The organism is Marinobacter sp. BSs20148 (genome assembly GCF_000283275.1).
Taxonomy (GTDB): domain Bacteria; phylum Pseudomonadota; class Gammaproteobacteria; order Pseudomonadales; family Oleiphilaceae; genus Marinobacter; species Marinobacter psychrophilus.
Genome location: NC_018268.1, coordinates 2,934,221 through 2,949,220 on the forward strand (window position 1 = coordinate 2,934,221; position 15,000 = coordinate 2,949,220).

A 15,000-nucleotide genomic window follows, 5' to 3' on the forward strand; every position below is an offset into this window, starting at 1 on the left:
ACTTCGCGTGTCTCAACTCAGTGCCACGCCCGTGCCGGACTTGTTATTAACCGGCAACCTCTTCATTATTCACACTCATCCAAGAACCGGGCTTTGTCAGCGGCCCGGCTCCGTCAGTGTGCAGCACGAGATTGTCGAGTCATGCAGAAGAAAGCCTCCACCGTTCATATGCTTATTCTGGATCCGTCACTGAATGACGCGGAAAACCTGATCAGCCTGTTACGCAATTCCGGTCGCGCTACCCGAGCCCATCGCATTACCTCCGAGGAAGACCTCGAAGAGGCCCTCAAAAATGGCAACTGGGACATAATGCTGGCGCGTGACACTGAACAGGAATGCCCTGTAGACGCGGCGTTAGCCATGTTGCGGCGGCTTGGTAAAGACGTTCCTTTCATATTGCTGACCGATGACTACGACGCTGCCCGCGCCACGGCTGTTCTTAAAGCCGGCGGACAAGACACCGTACCTTACAGCGAACAGGCGCTGCTGGTGCTGGTCGTGAATCGCGAACTGACGGACCTTGACGAGCGCCGACGCCGTCGGCTTTTGGAATCTCACCTGCGCGAAGCCGAACAACGCTGCCAACGCCTGCTGGAAAGCTCAAAAGACGCCATTGCCTATGTCATTGAAGGCATGCACGTTTATGCTAATGAGTCCTATTTAGAGTTTCTGGGTTACGACGACATCGACGAACTGATGTGTGTCCCAGTACTGGACACCCTCGGCAGCCAGAGCCAAGACGACTACCGCCAACTGATTAAAGGCTTTGCCGACCAAAGTAGCGAACGGATGAGCCAAAAAGTAACTGCGCGGCGCAGTGACGGCCGCGAACTGACCGCCAATATGCAGGCCTCGCCTGCCACCTTTGACGGCGAACGCTGCACCCAGATTGTGCTGCGGCCGGAACACAACGGCGAAGAACTGGAAGAAAAGCTGAGGCAATTCAGTAATCAGGACCTACTTACCGGCCTCTATAACCGCTCATTCTTCATGGCCTCGCTAGCGGAAGCTATTACCCAAGCCGGCGCCAGCAGCGAATCTGGCTCGTTGGCTTATATTTCATTGGATAACTTTGCGCCGCTGAAGCGGGACGTTGGCATTACAGGTGTCGATTTTCTGCTGCGCGATCTGGCCACTCTGCTGCGCGAGCAGGTAGGTGCAGACATCACCTTGGCGCGCCTGAGCGACGATTCATTCGCACTGCTATACCTGCCCTTCAGCGAAAAGGACATGGTCAGCCTGGCACAGGAAATCTGTATAGCCATTGAGAGTTCGCTGTTCGATGTCGACGGCCACTCGGTGCAGCTCACGGTGAGTATCGGCGTTGCTGCCGTCACCGAAAATTCGCCCAAAGCCGAAGAGTTAATGGCCCGCGCGCACCGCGCTTCAGCCGAACTAAAAAAACAGAACGAGCAGAGCCATGGCAACGGTGTTCGGGTACACAATGCCGCCGAACATCTAATGCTTAACGATAACACCGCCATAGACTATATACACAGTGCGCTGGACAACGATCAGTTTCGCCTGCTATTCCAGCCCGTTATCAATCTGCGCGGGGAAAATGAAGAACACTACGAAGTATACGTGCGCATGCTGGACGACAAAGGCGAAGAGGTTTCACCCTACGACTTTTTGCCACCCCTAGGGCCCACAGACACGGCTGTGAAGATCGACCGGTGGGTTTTTTTGCAAGCCATAAAAAAACTGGCTGCGCACCGGGTGAAGGGCCAGAACACCCGGCTATTTCTGAACGTGACCGCCGAAACCCTGCACGACAAAACCTTCACTCCCTGGCTCAGTGTGGCTCTGAAAGCTGCTCGTCTGCCTGGTGACACGCTGATATTCCAGCTCCGCGAATGCGACGCCAATAATTTCACAAAACAGGCAAAGGACTTCGCAAAAACTCTGCACCAACTGCATTGCAAGGTGTCCATCACCCAGTTTGGCTGCACTTTGAACCCGTTTCATGCGCTCAACCATATCGACACCGACTACATAAAAATAGACGGCTCGTTTACTGAGGAGCTGCAGAATGATCACGACGCCCGCGAACGCCTCAAGGAGATGGTGCAGTCACTGCAAAGCGCCGGCAAACTGTCTATTGTGCCGTTGGTAGAAAGCGCCGGCATACTGGCAACCCTGTGGCAGGCCGGGGTAAATTACATTCAGGGCTACTACTTACAACCGCCTACGCCTGAAATGACCTACGATTTCAGCGACAACTGATCCCCAGGCACTATTTCAAACGCTATTTCAGGCGCTATTTATAGCCCTGACTCATGGTCTCGGGGCGGTTCCACCTGCTGATTGGTTTCGCTTTCACGAAAGCCAATCAGGTACAGAATAGCGTCTAACCCGAGGGTTGAAATGGCGTGGCGGGCAGATTCCTTCACCACGGGTTTAGCACGAAACGCCACGCCCAAGCCAGCTTCGCTGAGCATGGGCAAATCATTAGCGCCGTCACCCACTGCGATAACCTGTTCGTGGGAAATGCGTTCTTTTTTTGCAATTTCCAGCAGCAGTTCGGCCTTGCGCGCACCGTCTACAATGGTGCCAGACACCCGGCCGGTTACCTTACCGTCCACAATCTCCAATTCGTTGGCGTAAACATAATCAATGCCCAGTTGGCGCTGAAGGTTACGGGCGAAGTAGGTAAAGCCTCCTGACAGAATTGCAGTCCGGTAACCCAACGCCTTCAAGCTTCGAATCAGGTGCTCGGCGCCTTCTGTCATCTTCAGGCGCGCGGCAACCCGCTCCAGAACCGACTCATCCAGCCCCTTCAACAGCGCAAGGCGCTCGGCAAAGCTCTGACTGAAATCCAGCTCACCTCGCATGGTACGCTCAGTGATGGCCGCCACCTGAGGCCCTACACCAGCCTCCAACGCCAGCTCGTCAATCACCTCGGCTTCAATTAGGGTGGAATCCATATCGAATACCACAAGGCGGCGGTTGCGGCGGAAAATAGAATCTTCCTGGAACGCAATATCCACGTTCATTTCGCTGGCCAGATGCAGAAAATCCGCCCTCAACTGTGCCAGATTGTCTGGCGTACCACGCACGGAAAATTCCACACAGGCAGTGCGGTTTTCATCCACGTTCAGTGACGGCCGCGCCGATAGGCGCGTGATGTTGTCAATATTGAGCTGGTGGCGCGCGGTAATCGCCGACACCCGCGCAATCTGTTCGGCGGTTATGTCCCGCGCCAGCAGCGTTACAATGTAGCAGGCGCGATTGCGGCCCTGAGCCCACTGTTGGTATTCCTCGGGTGTAATCGGCGCAAACCGTACCTGCAAATCCAGGGCGTGAAAGCGAAATAACAAATCGCGGATCACCGGTGATGAGTGCGACGCGTCAGGAATCTGGATCAGAATCCCCCACGTTAGGTAATCGTGAATTACCGCCTGGCCGATATCCAGAATACGCACCTCGTACTGGCCCATGATACCGGTAATCTCGGAGGTCAGGCCGGGCTTGTCGCGCCCGGAAACGTTGATCAGAACCAGTTCACTCACTGTCTGTTTGCTCCTGTTGATGGGCCGCACCGGTTGCCGCCACCACCACAACTGTGACCCCGATACGGTCAACCCGCTGCAGGCCCCGTGGTAGCTTGTGGCCGCGACGGCCGCGCTCGCCCAGATAATGCTCAAGATCGCTGAACTGAAGGCTCATTTTGCGTTTACCGGCGTGGATTTCGAGCTGGTCGCTGTGGGCGAATACCGCCACTGCTACCACAAACTCATCACGGGACTGCACCCGCGCCGAAGGAATACTGATCAACTTGTTGCCTTTGCCTTTGACCAGTTCCGGCAGTTCTGTAAGCGGAAACACCAACATTCGGCCTTCGTTGGACACCGCAGCCACGTATAGGGTTTCGCGACTTTCAGGCGCCATCACCGGCACCATCACCGGCGCCATAAGGTGGGCACCCTTCGGCACACTGACCAGAGTCTTACCGTTGCGATTCTTGCTCAGCATGTCACCCAGCGAGGTTGCAAAGCCATAACCTCCATCGGTCACCAGCACCACCTTGCGCTGGCTGTCGCCCATCAGCAAGCCGCAGAATTGAGCGCCCGGCGGCGGGTTGATGTGCCCGCTCAACGGTTCGCCCTGACCTCTCGCTGACGGCAGGCTGTGAGCCATCAGGGCGTAGGCGCGTCCGGTCGAGTCAAGAAAAATAACCTGCTGATTATTGCGCCCGTGTACCTGCAAAGAAAACTTGTCACCGGCTTTGTAACTCAGACCCAGCGGATCGATATCGTGGCCTTTGGCTGCTCGCACCCAGCCTTTTTCAGACAGCACAATGGTGACAGGATCGTTGGACACCAGGTCAATATTACTAAACGCCCGCGATTCACCACGTTCTACGATCGGTGAACGGCGGTCATCGCCGTAAGTTTCGGCATCTTGCTGCAATTCAGTTTTAATCAACTGGCGCAGATTTTTCTCGGAACCCAGAATGGCCTGCAAGTGGTCGCGTTCGATGGCCAGTTCATCCTGTTCGCCACGAATTTTCATCTCTTCCAGCTTCGCCAGGTGGCGCAGCTTCAGCTCAAGAATTGCCTCGGCTTGGTCCGCCGACAACGAGAACCGAGCCATCAATTCGGCTTTAGGCTTATCCTCATAGCGGATAATTTCGATCACTTCGTCCAGATTCAGATAAGCAATCAGCAGCCCTTCCAGCAAGTGAAGTCGGGCCAGCACTTTATCCAGCCGGTATTGCAGGCGCCTTATCACCGTGGCGCGGCGGAACGTAAGCCACTCGGTCAGCAGCTGCACCAGGCCTTTCACACCAGGACGGCCGTCGTTACCAATCACGTTGATATTCACCCGATAAGGCTTTTCCAAGTCGGTACTGGCAAACAGATGTGCCATCAGGCCTTCGGCGTCTACCCTGTTTGAACGGGGTACAATCACCAGCCTGGTCGGGTTCTCGTGGTCTGACTCATCGCGCAAATCTGCCACCATGGGCAGTTTTTTGGCCTGCATCTGTTGGGCAATCTGCTCCAGCACCCGGTTACCGGATACCTGATGGGGCAAGTCAGTGATTACCAAGTCGCCGCCTTCATTCACCCAACGCGCACGCATGCGCAGCGAACCGCGACCGGTTTCGTACATTTGCAGCAGGTCTTTACGCGGGGTAATAATTTCCGCTCGAGTGGGGTAATCCGGCCCTTGAATGTATTCGCACAGCTGTTCTACCGTGGCATCGGGCGCATCCAGCAGATGAACACAGGCCGCCGTCACTTCGCGCACGTTATGGGGCGGTATGTCCGTCGCCATGCCCACGGCAATGCCCGTGGTGCCGTTGAGCAACACATGGGGCAAGCGCGCCGGCAGTATGGAGGGCTCGTCCATGGTGCCGTCAAAGTTGGGCACCCAATCGGCCGTACCCTGGCCCAGTTCGCTGAGCAGCACATCGGCGAAGCGCGCCAAACGCGATTCGGTATAGCGCATGGCAGCGAACGATTTTGGATCGTCTGGCGAACCCCAGTTACCCTGGCCATCCACCAGCGGATAGCGGTAAGAAAATGGCTGCGCCATCAACACCATGGCTTCGTAACAGGCACTGTCGCCGTGGGGGTGGAATTTACCCAGCACGTCGCCCACGGTGCGGGCAGACTTTTTGTATTTGGACGTCGACTTCAGGCCCAGTTCCGACATAGCGTAAATAATGCGCCGCTGAACCGGCTTCAGCCCGTCCCCGACATTGGGAAGAGCACGATCAAGAATGACGTACATGGAGTAGTCAAGATAGGCTTTTTCCGTATAGTCCCTGAGCGCAACCCGCTCAAAGCCTTCGTCCGTTGTCTGAAACTCTGGCATGGATGCCTCTTTTTTGCCTGTACTGCCTGATGTTTAAGGAGGCCGTGATGCTACCCTGTGCGCTCGGAATAATCACGACCCGTTAGCGCGAAACATTATATGGAGCAGCACGCGGATACACCAATAACCTATGGCACCTCGCATCAAAGCCTTCATCCAGAATGCGCCTGGCCAAAAAAGCCAACCAACTATTTTTCCGGCAAATAACTGACAGCGACCACGGCGCTGCTATGATTAGACCAGCATTGGCAGACACCTACCGAGGCAAGCTCGCATGATTCTAGGAAAGCGCTTAGGGCTCCGACTAAAATCGCCCTCCCTTTCGTTATCACGTCTATTGCTCTTATATTCATAGGGCTATTCAACGTAAGCACCACAAAGAACCTGGTTTCAGGAACAGATGACATTGCCGAAACCTACCTCACTTCCATTAGTCGAATTCTGAACGCAGACCGTGACCTTTATCAGGCTTTGGTCGCACAGATGTCTTACGTCGATGCGCGAACAAACTCCGAAGACGGCTCTCGTTTTCTTTCAGCGTTTGAAGAAAACGCCGATCAGGCCAAAGAGCGATTTGAAACAACCGTAAAGCAACTGGAAAACACCGGTGTTTCAGAGATAGCTGCCGGCTTCGATACCGCCTATGCCAGCTGGCACCAATCAGCCCGCGAAGCTCTCAGTCTGGCAAAAAAAACCAACAAAAAGCAGCCAGAGAGCTGGCAGCGACTGAGACTTCCGTCCGCTTCGACTCCTTGCGTAATTATTTTGATGACGTGGGTGCTTACGCGGACGCCAAGGCCGAGGAACGCCTGCTCAGTGTATCTTCTGAAGGCCAAAGCAGCTCTGTCGCAATACTGGTGACCACAGTTTTGGCGCTCGGAGGCAGCATAGCGCTGTTTATCGTGTTTCTGCGAATAATTATTCTATCAATTTCAACGTTCAAGGAGCAGCTAGATAACATTGCCAAAGGCGAAGGCGCCCTTGCGCGAAGCTTTAACCAGGTTCTGGAAAACCTCCAACAAATGATTGCGACAATACAGACGCTATCCGTAGAGTTAGGCAAAGGTGCAGACGAACTGCGCCAGGCCTCAAAGGATAACAGTAAGGGTACTGACCAGCAGACCGGTGCCATCTCCATGGTTGCGACGGCGATTAACGAAATGCAGAGCGCGATCAAGGAAGTTGCTGGCAATGCCTCCCGGGCGGCAGAAGTTACCAAGGAAGCAGATCAAAAAGGTCAAAATAGCTCAGAGATCTTCCGTAAATCCTCAGTCCAAGTTCATCGCCTTGCCGCGCAAATCGAAAAAGCAGTCAAGGTTATCCGCGCGCTCTCTGACAATTCCGACAAGATCACGTCGGTATTGGACGTTATCCGGGGCGTTGCCGAACAGACCAACTTGCTCGCCCTGAATGCCGCAATAGAAGCCGCAAGGGCCGGCGAACCGGGCCGCGGATTCGCGGTGGTTGCGTACGAAGTCAGGACTCTGGCACAGCGCACGCAAAAGTCGACAGCAGACATTCAAACCATGATTGGAATATTACAGAGCGGCGTCGCAGATATAGTGTCGGTTATGGAAACCGGCAGTCAGGAAGCGTCCTAGCAGGGTCATCCTTGCGACAGAAGCCGAACAGGAGCTGAACGCCGTTCTTGAGGCAATAACCCGAATAACCGACATGAACACCAGCGTTGCATCCGCCACCGAGGAGCAAACCCAAGTGGTTGATGAAATAAATCGCAGCATCACAGACATTAACGACCTGGCCTGTGCATCCGCAGCCAGATCAGAAGAGATTAATGCGCCCAGCCACGCGCTGGATGGTTATGCCCGCGAACCGGAGAAGCAGACGGACGAGTTCCGCGTATAGGCTCGGAGCCTGAATCTGCCAATTCCAATAGCGGAATTCCCGAATGGAGCGGTTTCCATAATCATCGTATGCTCCTCGGCGATAATAGAAGACCGTTTTTTCTTTCACTAAGCTGACCACTATGAAGCCAAACCTGAAAGCCTGCGGGCAAGCCATGATGACTGCGTTGGTTAATGCAGTGCTAGCGTTAGTGCTGATGTTGTTGGTGGAGTTTGCCATCAGCGGCAGCTTCCGCGTTCCGGCGGCGTATCTGTGGGCCTGCCTGGTGATTTGGCTGGTTATTTTTGTCGGTCAGTTCTGGCGTATGCGCTACCCGTGCCAAGGCAGTAAACCGCGCCACAAAGAAGCCTGAACCCGCTCATCAAAAGCCCATACAAAAATGGCGGAGCCACACGGCCCCGCCATTTTCTTGCGCCGATTTATTGCACTCGCCATTTGGAGGATTACTGGCGGATACCTTCCACCGAGATCTCCAGAGTAACAACCTCTGACGCCGGGCCCAAATTGGTGGGAATGCCAAAGTCAGCAAGCCGAAACTCGGTTTCTGCCTCAAAACCCATGCGATAACCACCCCAGGGATCGGCGCCGTGGCCAATTATCTCCGCATCCAAGACGACTTCACGGGTCACACCGCGCAGTGTCAGGTCACCCACAATATCAGCTTCTCCTTCTTCGTCCAGACGAATGCCGGTGCTTTTGAACGTAGCTTGCGGGTATTCACCGGTGTAGAGAAAATCTTCATCGCGGAGATGCTTGTCGCGCTCGGCGTGATTGCTGTCAACACTGGTGGTATCAATGGACACCGACACCGAGCTGTTCTGCGGATTTTCGGCGTCGTACACAAACTGGCCGTCAAAATCGTTGAAGCGCCCGTACAGCCAACTGTAACCCAAGTGTGAAATACGGAAGTTGATGAACTGGTGAGCACCCTTTTTATCAAAAGCGTAGGTGCCGGAGTGGTCTGCGGCCTGAGCGCCACCGACCAAAGCCAGAGACACAGCCGATGCCAAAAAAAATCGTTTCATAGCAGATTCCTCACACGGTAAATGTCAGTACCGGACACTTTTAACGCCCAACTATACGGCGCAAAGTATTGTCTCGGTCAATAAAATGGTGTTTAAGCGCGCCAAGCGCATGAATACCCGCTAATAAGACGACACTCCAGGTTACCCAATAATGCACCACACCGGCGGTGTCTTCCATGCCCTTGACGCGACCCATGATGGAGGGCACATCAAACCAGCCAAACACGCTTACCGATGAGCCGTCGGCGGTAGAGATCAGGTAGCCGCTGACCATGGCAACAAACAGCAGCACATACAACAAACCATGGGCTAAGTGCGCCGACGCACGCTCCCAGCGCCGATGACCCGGCACCGGCTCCGGCCGCGGATTCATAAGGCGCCACACAACCTGCAGCAGCATGGCAATAAATACCAAAACGCCTACACTGCGATGAATATCCGGCCCTTGTTTGTACCAGGCGTCGTAATAAGTAAGCCCTACCATCCAATAACCCAAACCAAACATGCCCGCCACGGTTAAGGCCACCAACCAGTGCAGAAACACCGCCACCAAGCCATAAGTAGCCTGACTGTTAAGCAGTTTCATAGCGCTTCACGCTCCTTTTCCGACATAAGTCATTTGCCGTATAGGGCATTTACGGATTGTTCAAAAATAGCTCAACGCTATGATGGCCATACTGAATCCCAATAAACAGAAAAAGACGCTTTATTATGGAACTTGAATTCGACGAACACGTGGTTGTACCCAGCAATAACTAAAGGCAACGCCAACACTGCGACGGCTCACGCCGGGTAAGTTGTTACGACTTCGCTGATTTCCCTGAACCCTTCATAAAAGAAGCTGGCCCGGAAAATCAGCGAAGTCGTTTTGCTTTTGGTGGGCCTATTTTCCCGAGTTTATACCGGAACATCCGCCATATTACCGTAGGCTTCCAGCCAGGCACGCCGATCGGGCGCCCGCTTTTTACCCAATAACATGTCCATGCAGCTGTCCGTGTCGTCGCCATCTTTAATGGTCAGCATCACCAGCCTGCGGGTATCCGGCGCCATGGTGGTTTCGCGCAGCTGCAGTGGGTTCATCTCGCCCAGGCCCTTAAACCGCGTGACCGACACTTTTCCACGGCTGTTCTCTGCTGCCAGGCGGTCGATAATGCCCTGCTTTTCCGATTCATCCAGAGCGTAAAAGGTCTGCTTGCCAAGATCTACCCGATACAGCGGCGGCATGGCCACAAACACGTGGCCGGCAGCAACCACCGGCCGGAAGTGCTTCACAAACAGCGCGCAAAGCAGCGTGGCGATGTGCAGCCCGTCAGAGTCGGCATCGGCCAGAATACAAACCTTGTTGTAGCGCAAACCGGTCAGCTCGTCCGAACCCGGGTCTACTCCGATGGCCACTGCAATGTCGTGAATTTCCTGCGACGCCAGTACTTCGCTGGAATCCACTTCCCAGGTATTCAGAATTTTGCCCTTCAACGGCATAACGGCCTGAAATTCGCGGTCCCGAGCCTGCTTCGCCGAGCCACCGGCGGAGTCGCCCTCCACCAGAAACAACTCCGACCGAGCGGTGTCACTGCCCGAGCAATCCGCCAACTTGCCCGGCAATGCAGGGCCCGAGGTAATTCGTTTACGGGCTACTTTTTTACTCGCTTTGAGGCGGCGCTGGGCGTTACTGATAAAAAGCTCAGCCAGTATTTCGGCAATGTCAGTGTGCTGATTCAGCCACAAACTGAAGGCGTCTTTCACCACACCGGAAATAAACGCGGCAGCCTGGCGCGATGACAGGCGCTCTTTCGTCTGGCCGGAAAACTGCGGCTCCTGCATCTTGAAGGACAACACATAAACCACCCGCTCCCAGATGTCCTCCGGTGACAGCTTGATACCACGGGGCAGCAGGCTGCGAAACTCACAAAAGTCACGCATGGCTTCTAGCAGGCCGGTGCGTAGACCGTTGACGTGGGTGCCGCCCTGGGCGGTTGGAATAAGGTTTACGTAGCTTTCGGCAACGGCGTCACCGCCGTCAGGCAACCACTGGATGGCCCAGTCCACGGTTTCTGTATTGCCAGAAAAGCTGCCCGTAAACGGCTCAAGAGGCACCACTTCACTGCCCGCCAGAGAAATACGCAAATAGTCCCGCAGGCCGTCCTGATAACACCACTCGTCTTTCTCACCGGTTTTTTCCTGGCTAAAGGTCATCGTTAACCCAGGACACAAAACGGCTTTGGCACGCAAATTGTGGCGCAGGCGGCTGACCGAGAAATTGGCCGAGTCGAAATATCGAGTGTCCGGTGTGAATTTTAGCCGGGTACCGGTATTGCGCTTGCCGCAGCTGTCAACGACCTCCAGCTCAGTCACTTTATCGCCGTTGGCGAACGTCATCCGGTGTACCTGACCGTTGCGCCGAATCAGCACTTCCAGATGCGTCGACAACGCGTTGACCACCGACACGCCTACCCCGTGCAAACCACCGGAAAAACTGTAGCTACCCTCGGAAAACTTACCGCCGGCGTGCAACCGCGACAGAATCAGCTCTACCCCCGGCACGCCCTCTTCCTTGTGCATATCCACCGGCATGCCCCGGCCATCGTCTTCCACGCTCAGTGAGCCGTCGCTGTAAAGCACGACATCAATACGCTTTGCGTGGCCGGCCAGAGCCTCATCCACGCTGTTATCAACCACTTCCTGGGCAAGATGATTGGGGCGGCTGGTGTCGGTGTACATTCCCGGCCTTTTTCGCACCGGGTCCAAACCGCTTAAAACTTCAATGGCATCGGCGTTGTAAGTTTGTTCGCTCATGGGCGGGGTAAAGCTCCGAATGGGAAATAGTGGACCGCGGCCTAGCTTAGAGAATCAGCAGCAAAGTTCAACGGCTGTTTAACAACGCCAGGCTACAAGGACTCAGAACCCAACTTTAAGGACCACCTTACCAGTGGCACGGCGCTCAGTCAGGGCACCGAGGGCCTTGGCGTAATCCTCAAACTCGAAAACCTCGCTTATTTTCGGATCAATTTTACCCTCGGCGAAGAGCTTCATCAGCTCTATCATGTTCTGGGCACTCGCTTCCGGCTCTCGCTGGGTAAAGCTGCCCCAGAACACGCCAACGACAGAGCAGCCTTTCAAGAGCGTCAAGTTCGCTGGAATTTTCGGGATATCGCCCGCGGCAAAACCAATAATTAGATGGCGGCCGTTCCAGGCCATGGCTCGCAGTGCCTGCTCTGTGTAATCACCACCCACGGGGTCGTAAATTACATCCACGCCCTTGCTGTTGGTCAGGCGCTTTATGGCGTCCTTAAGGGGCTCTTCCGTGTAATTGATCAACTCATCCGCACCCGCGGCTTCGGCAACTGCCAGCTTCTGTGCCGAGCTTGCGGCAGCAATCACACGGGCACCCATGACCTTGCCCAATTCAACCGTCGCCCGCCCTACACCACCACTGGCGCCCAGAACCAGAAGACTTTCCCCAGTCTGGATGTTCGCGCGCTGCTTCAGAGCGTAATAGGACGTGCCGTAAACCATCATAAATGCAGCGGCTTTTTCGTCGCTCATGTCGTCTGGCAAGAGCAACAAATTATGCTCAGGCACAATCACTTCTTCAGCAAAAGCGCCATAACCGGTCAAGCCCGCAACCCGATCGCCGACTTTAAAACGAGTAACTTTTTCTCCCACTGCAATCACTTCACCGGACATTTCGCCGCCTGGAGAAAACGGCAAGGTCGGCTTTAGCTGGTATTTGCCTTCGATAATAAGCGTATCAGGAAAGTTCAGGCCCGCTGCTTTGACGCGCACTTTTACACCGCGGCCTTTCGCTTTAGGGCTAGGCACATCTTCAATTACGAGCTTGTCAGCAGGGCCGTATTCTTTACAGAGAATGGCTTTCACAGAAACTCCCATACGATGTCGTTGCTTGATTCTGACAGGGCAAAATTCTGCTCCCTTTTTAGTTGCCCTCAAGCTAACCACAGTCAACCCATGAAGCAAATAGATCTTTCTTATTCAACGAAATAAACACGATCTATAGCCTCTACTATTACTCAATAGCTCTATAAATTAAGGCTCTATGCGTTAAAGCGCGATTGATTAAAGACGATTTTTAAAGACTCATTTGTTAAACACAATTTCTAAAGAATGGTACCGACAAAAATCAACGCCCCCAGAAAGCAGGCAGCCGCTAGGAGAACCTCAATGCACTGCCCGGGAGCATCCACCCGTGGCTTTTGTCTGGTTAACCACTCCTAACAGCGAATAATAGGTTCTTGGTTTTGACTGGAACTGCGAGCAAAATCAATCATCCCTTGGCCTGAGCGCCGTCAGGCGTTAACATTGCCGTTTTTTAAGCAGCTCGATTTTTCTAATCAGACCGACTCCTGAAATCCCAGCATCTGTGAGGCAGACCCCCGTCATGCTCGAACGATTTTTTAAACTCAAGGCCCACGGCACCAACGTTCGTAAAGAAGTCGTTGCCGGCATTACCACCTTTTTAACCATGGCCTACATTATCGTGGTTAACCCCAGCATTCTGTCATCCACAGGTATGGATTTTGGCGCGGTGTTCGTAGCCACCTGCCTGGCGGCGGTTGTTGGCACCCTGATTATGGGCCTGTGGGCCAACTACCCGATTGCCCTTGCACCGGGGATGGGCCTGAACGCGTTTTTCTCGTTCACCGTGGTTGGCAGTATGGGATACACCTGGCAGGTGGCTCTTGGCGCTGTGTTTCTGTCGGGTTTGATATTCTTTGCGCTGAGTATTTTTAAAGTGCGGGAGTGGATTATCAACTCCATACCATTGTCTTTGCGCTTTGGCATTTCTGCCGGTATCGGTTTCTTTCTGGCGTTGATTGCCCTGAAAAACGCCGGCATTGTGGTCGACAACCCAGCCACCCTGGTGGGTATGGGCGACGTCAAAGCAGCCGAGAGCCTGCTGTTTTTTGGCGGTTTTATTTTAATTTGCGCGCTGTCGTTCCGCCGCGTTACTGGCGCGGTGATGATCGGCATTATTGCCGTAACCCTGGTAGCGCTGACCACTGGCATGATTGAATACAAAGGCCTGTTTTCAGCACCGCCCAGCCTGGCCCCCACCTTTATGCAGCTAGACCTGGCCGGCGCGTTTAACGTCGGCATGATCAGCGTTATTTTTGCCTTTCTGTTTGTCGACCTGTTTGACACTTCTGGCACCCTGATCGGCGCCGCCCAACGTGGTGGCCTGCTGGACGAAAATGGCAAACTGCCACGCTTGGGCCGCGCGCTCATGTCAGACTCCGTGGCCACCATGTCGGGTGCTGTTCTTGGCACATCTACCACCACCAGCTATGTGGAATCCACCGCCGGTATTGCCGCGGGTGGTCGCACCGGCCTGACGGCGGTGGTTGTCGCCGGCCTGTTCGCCGCGTGCCTGGTGCTGGCGCCCCTTGCCAGCATCGTCCCCGCCTACGCCACCGCTCCGGCGCTGTTGTACGTGGCCGTGCTGATGGCCAGTAGCCTGAAACTGATCGACTGGGACGATGTGACCGATGCCGCACCAGCGGTTGTCACCGCGCTGATGATGCCGCTGACGTTCTCGATTGCTAACGGCATCGCTCTGGGCTTTGTCACCTACGCGGTACTGAAAGCCCTGAGCGGTCGTTGGTCTGATCTCAATCTGAGCGTGGTCGTTATCGCTCTGGTGTTTATTCTTAAATTCATTTTCCTGGATGTCGCGTAAGCGGCGCCCGGGCGTAAGGCAGGGGTTTCATGGATTACTTTTCCCAGAGCATCAAGCAGGCTATCCGCACAGTTCCGGACTGGCCGAAGCCCGGTGTCACTTTCCGCGACATCACGACGGTGCTGCAGAACAAAACCGCGTTTCGCAAACTGATCGATGCCTTTGTACATCGTTACCACGACCAGCGTATAGACGCGATTGCTGCGGTAGATGCCCGTGGATTTATCATTGGCTCTGCTCTGGCGTATGAACTGAACGCCTCGTTGGTGCTGATTCGCAAGAAAGGCAAGCTGCCGTTTGATACCTTAGTGGAAGACTACGAACTGGAATACGGCACCGCCTCGGTGGAGTTGCACAAAGACGCCCTCAAACCCGGCGACAAAGTGGTGCTGGTCGATGATCTGATCGCCACCGGTGGCACCATGTTGGCCGCCTCCCGGCTGATTCGCCGGATTGGCGCCGAAATTGTAGAAGTAGCGGCGATGATTGATCTGCCCGACCTGGGCGGTTCTGACAAGCTGCGAGCCGAAGGCTTAACGGTTTATACTGTATGCTCATTCGAGGGAGAATAAGCCGCCCTCAAAGAGGATA

General features: G+C 54.5%; 13 protein-coding genes. 7 read left to right on the forward strand and 6 right to left on the reverse strand.

Annotated features, from left to right (window positions below):
• The first annotated feature begins 141 nt into the window (after positions 1-141).
• Positions 142-2,226 (forward strand): EAL domain-containing protein, encoded by a 2,085-nt coding sequence (locus MRBBS_RS13315; RefSeq protein ID WP_014872052.1) that lies wholly within the window; start codon positions 142-144, stop codon positions 2,224-2,226.
• 38 nt (positions 2,227-2,264) lie between these two features.
• On the opposite strand, the gene serB is transcribed toward MRBBS_RS13315, so the two are convergent.
• Entirely contained in the window at positions 2,265-3,512 is a 1,248-nt protein-coding gene (gene serB, locus MRBBS_RS13320; protein ID WP_014872053.1) for a phosphoserine phosphatase SerB, read from the reverse strand.
• A complete protein-coding gene (parC, locus tag MRBBS_RS13325) occupies positions 3,505-5,823 on the reverse strand; it encodes a DNA topoisomerase IV subunit A (RefSeq protein WP_014872054.1) in 2,319 nt (772 codons plus the stop codon). The genes serB and parC overlap by 8 nt, the downstream gene beginning before the upstream one ends.
• A gap of 351 nt (positions 5,824-6,174) precedes the next feature.
• Between parC and MRBBS_RS20060 the strand changes: the two genes are divergently transcribed.
• The 4 genes from MRBBS_RS20060 to MRBBS_RS13340 all read left to right on the forward strand — a co-directional run bounded on the left by MRBBS_RS20060 (position 6,175) and on the right by MRBBS_RS13340 (position 8,041).
• Positions 6,175-6,684: a hypothetical protein gene (locus MRBBS_RS20060; RefSeq protein ID WP_264641585.1), complete on the forward strand. Its 510-nt coding sequence runs from the start codon at positions 6,175-6,177 to the stop codon at positions 6,682-6,684.
• Complete coding sequence (locus MRBBS_RS20065) at positions 6,576-7,424, forward strand: methyl-accepting chemotaxis protein (RefSeq protein WP_227497520.1); 849 nt, start codon at positions 6,576-6,578, stop codon at positions 7,422-7,424. Before MRBBS_RS20060 ends, MRBBS_RS20065 begins: the two co-directional genes overlap by 109 nt.
• A 73-nt stretch (positions 7,425-7,497) precedes the next feature.
• Entirely contained in the window at positions 7,498-7,689 is a 192-nt protein-coding gene (locus MRBBS_RS20070) for a hypothetical protein (RefSeq protein ID WP_014872058.1), read from the forward strand.
• A gap of 121 nt (positions 7,690-7,810) precedes the next feature.
• Complete coding sequence (locus MRBBS_RS13340) at positions 7,811-8,041, forward strand: hypothetical protein (RefSeq protein WP_014872059.1); 231 nt, start codon at positions 7,811-7,813, stop codon at positions 8,039-8,041.
• A 91-nt stretch (positions 8,042-8,132) separates the two neighbouring features.
• Here the strand turns inward: MRBBS_RS13340 and MRBBS_RS13345 are convergent, their stop codons facing one another.
• From MRBBS_RS13345 to MRBBS_RS13360, 4 genes are all read right to left on the reverse strand, one after another.
• Positions 8,133-8,714 carry a YceI family protein gene (locus MRBBS_RS13345; RefSeq protein WP_014872061.1) on the reverse strand — a complete coding sequence of 194 codons (582 nt, stop codon included), beginning with the start codon at positions 8,712-8,714 and terminating at the stop codon, positions 8,133-8,135.
• Between the two features lie 40 nt (positions 8,715-8,754).
• Positions 8,755-9,300 (reverse strand): cytochrome b, encoded by a 546-nt coding sequence (locus MRBBS_RS13350; protein WP_014872062.1) that lies wholly within the window; start codon positions 9,298-9,300, stop codon positions 8,755-8,757.
• 311 nt (positions 9,301-9,611) lie between these two features.
• Positions 9,612-11,507, reverse strand: a complete 1,896-nt coding sequence (gene parE / locus MRBBS_RS13355) for a DNA topoisomerase IV subunit B (RefSeq protein ID WP_014872063.1) — start codon at positions 11,505-11,507, stop codon at positions 9,612-9,614.
• Between the two features lie 102 nt (positions 11,508-11,609).
• Entirely contained in the window at positions 11,610-12,590 is a 981-nt protein-coding gene (locus MRBBS_RS13360; RefSeq protein WP_014872064.1) for an NADPH:quinone oxidoreductase family protein, read from the reverse strand.
• A gap of 520 nt (positions 12,591-13,110) precedes the next feature.
• On the opposite strand from MRBBS_RS13360, the gene MRBBS_RS13365 reads away from it, so the two are divergent.
• Together MRBBS_RS13365 and MRBBS_RS13370 are read left to right on the forward strand one after the other, a co-directional pair.
• Complete coding sequence (locus MRBBS_RS13365; protein WP_014872065.1) at positions 13,111-14,409, forward strand: NCS2 family permease; 1,299 nt, start codon at positions 13,111-13,113, stop codon at positions 14,407-14,409.
• A 29-nt stretch (positions 14,410-14,438) separates the two neighbouring features.
• A complete protein-coding gene (locus MRBBS_RS13370) occupies positions 14,439-14,981 on the forward strand; it encodes an adenine phosphoribosyltransferase (protein WP_014872066.1) in 543 nt (180 codons plus the stop codon).
• Positions 14,982-15,000 lie beyond the last annotated feature (19 nt).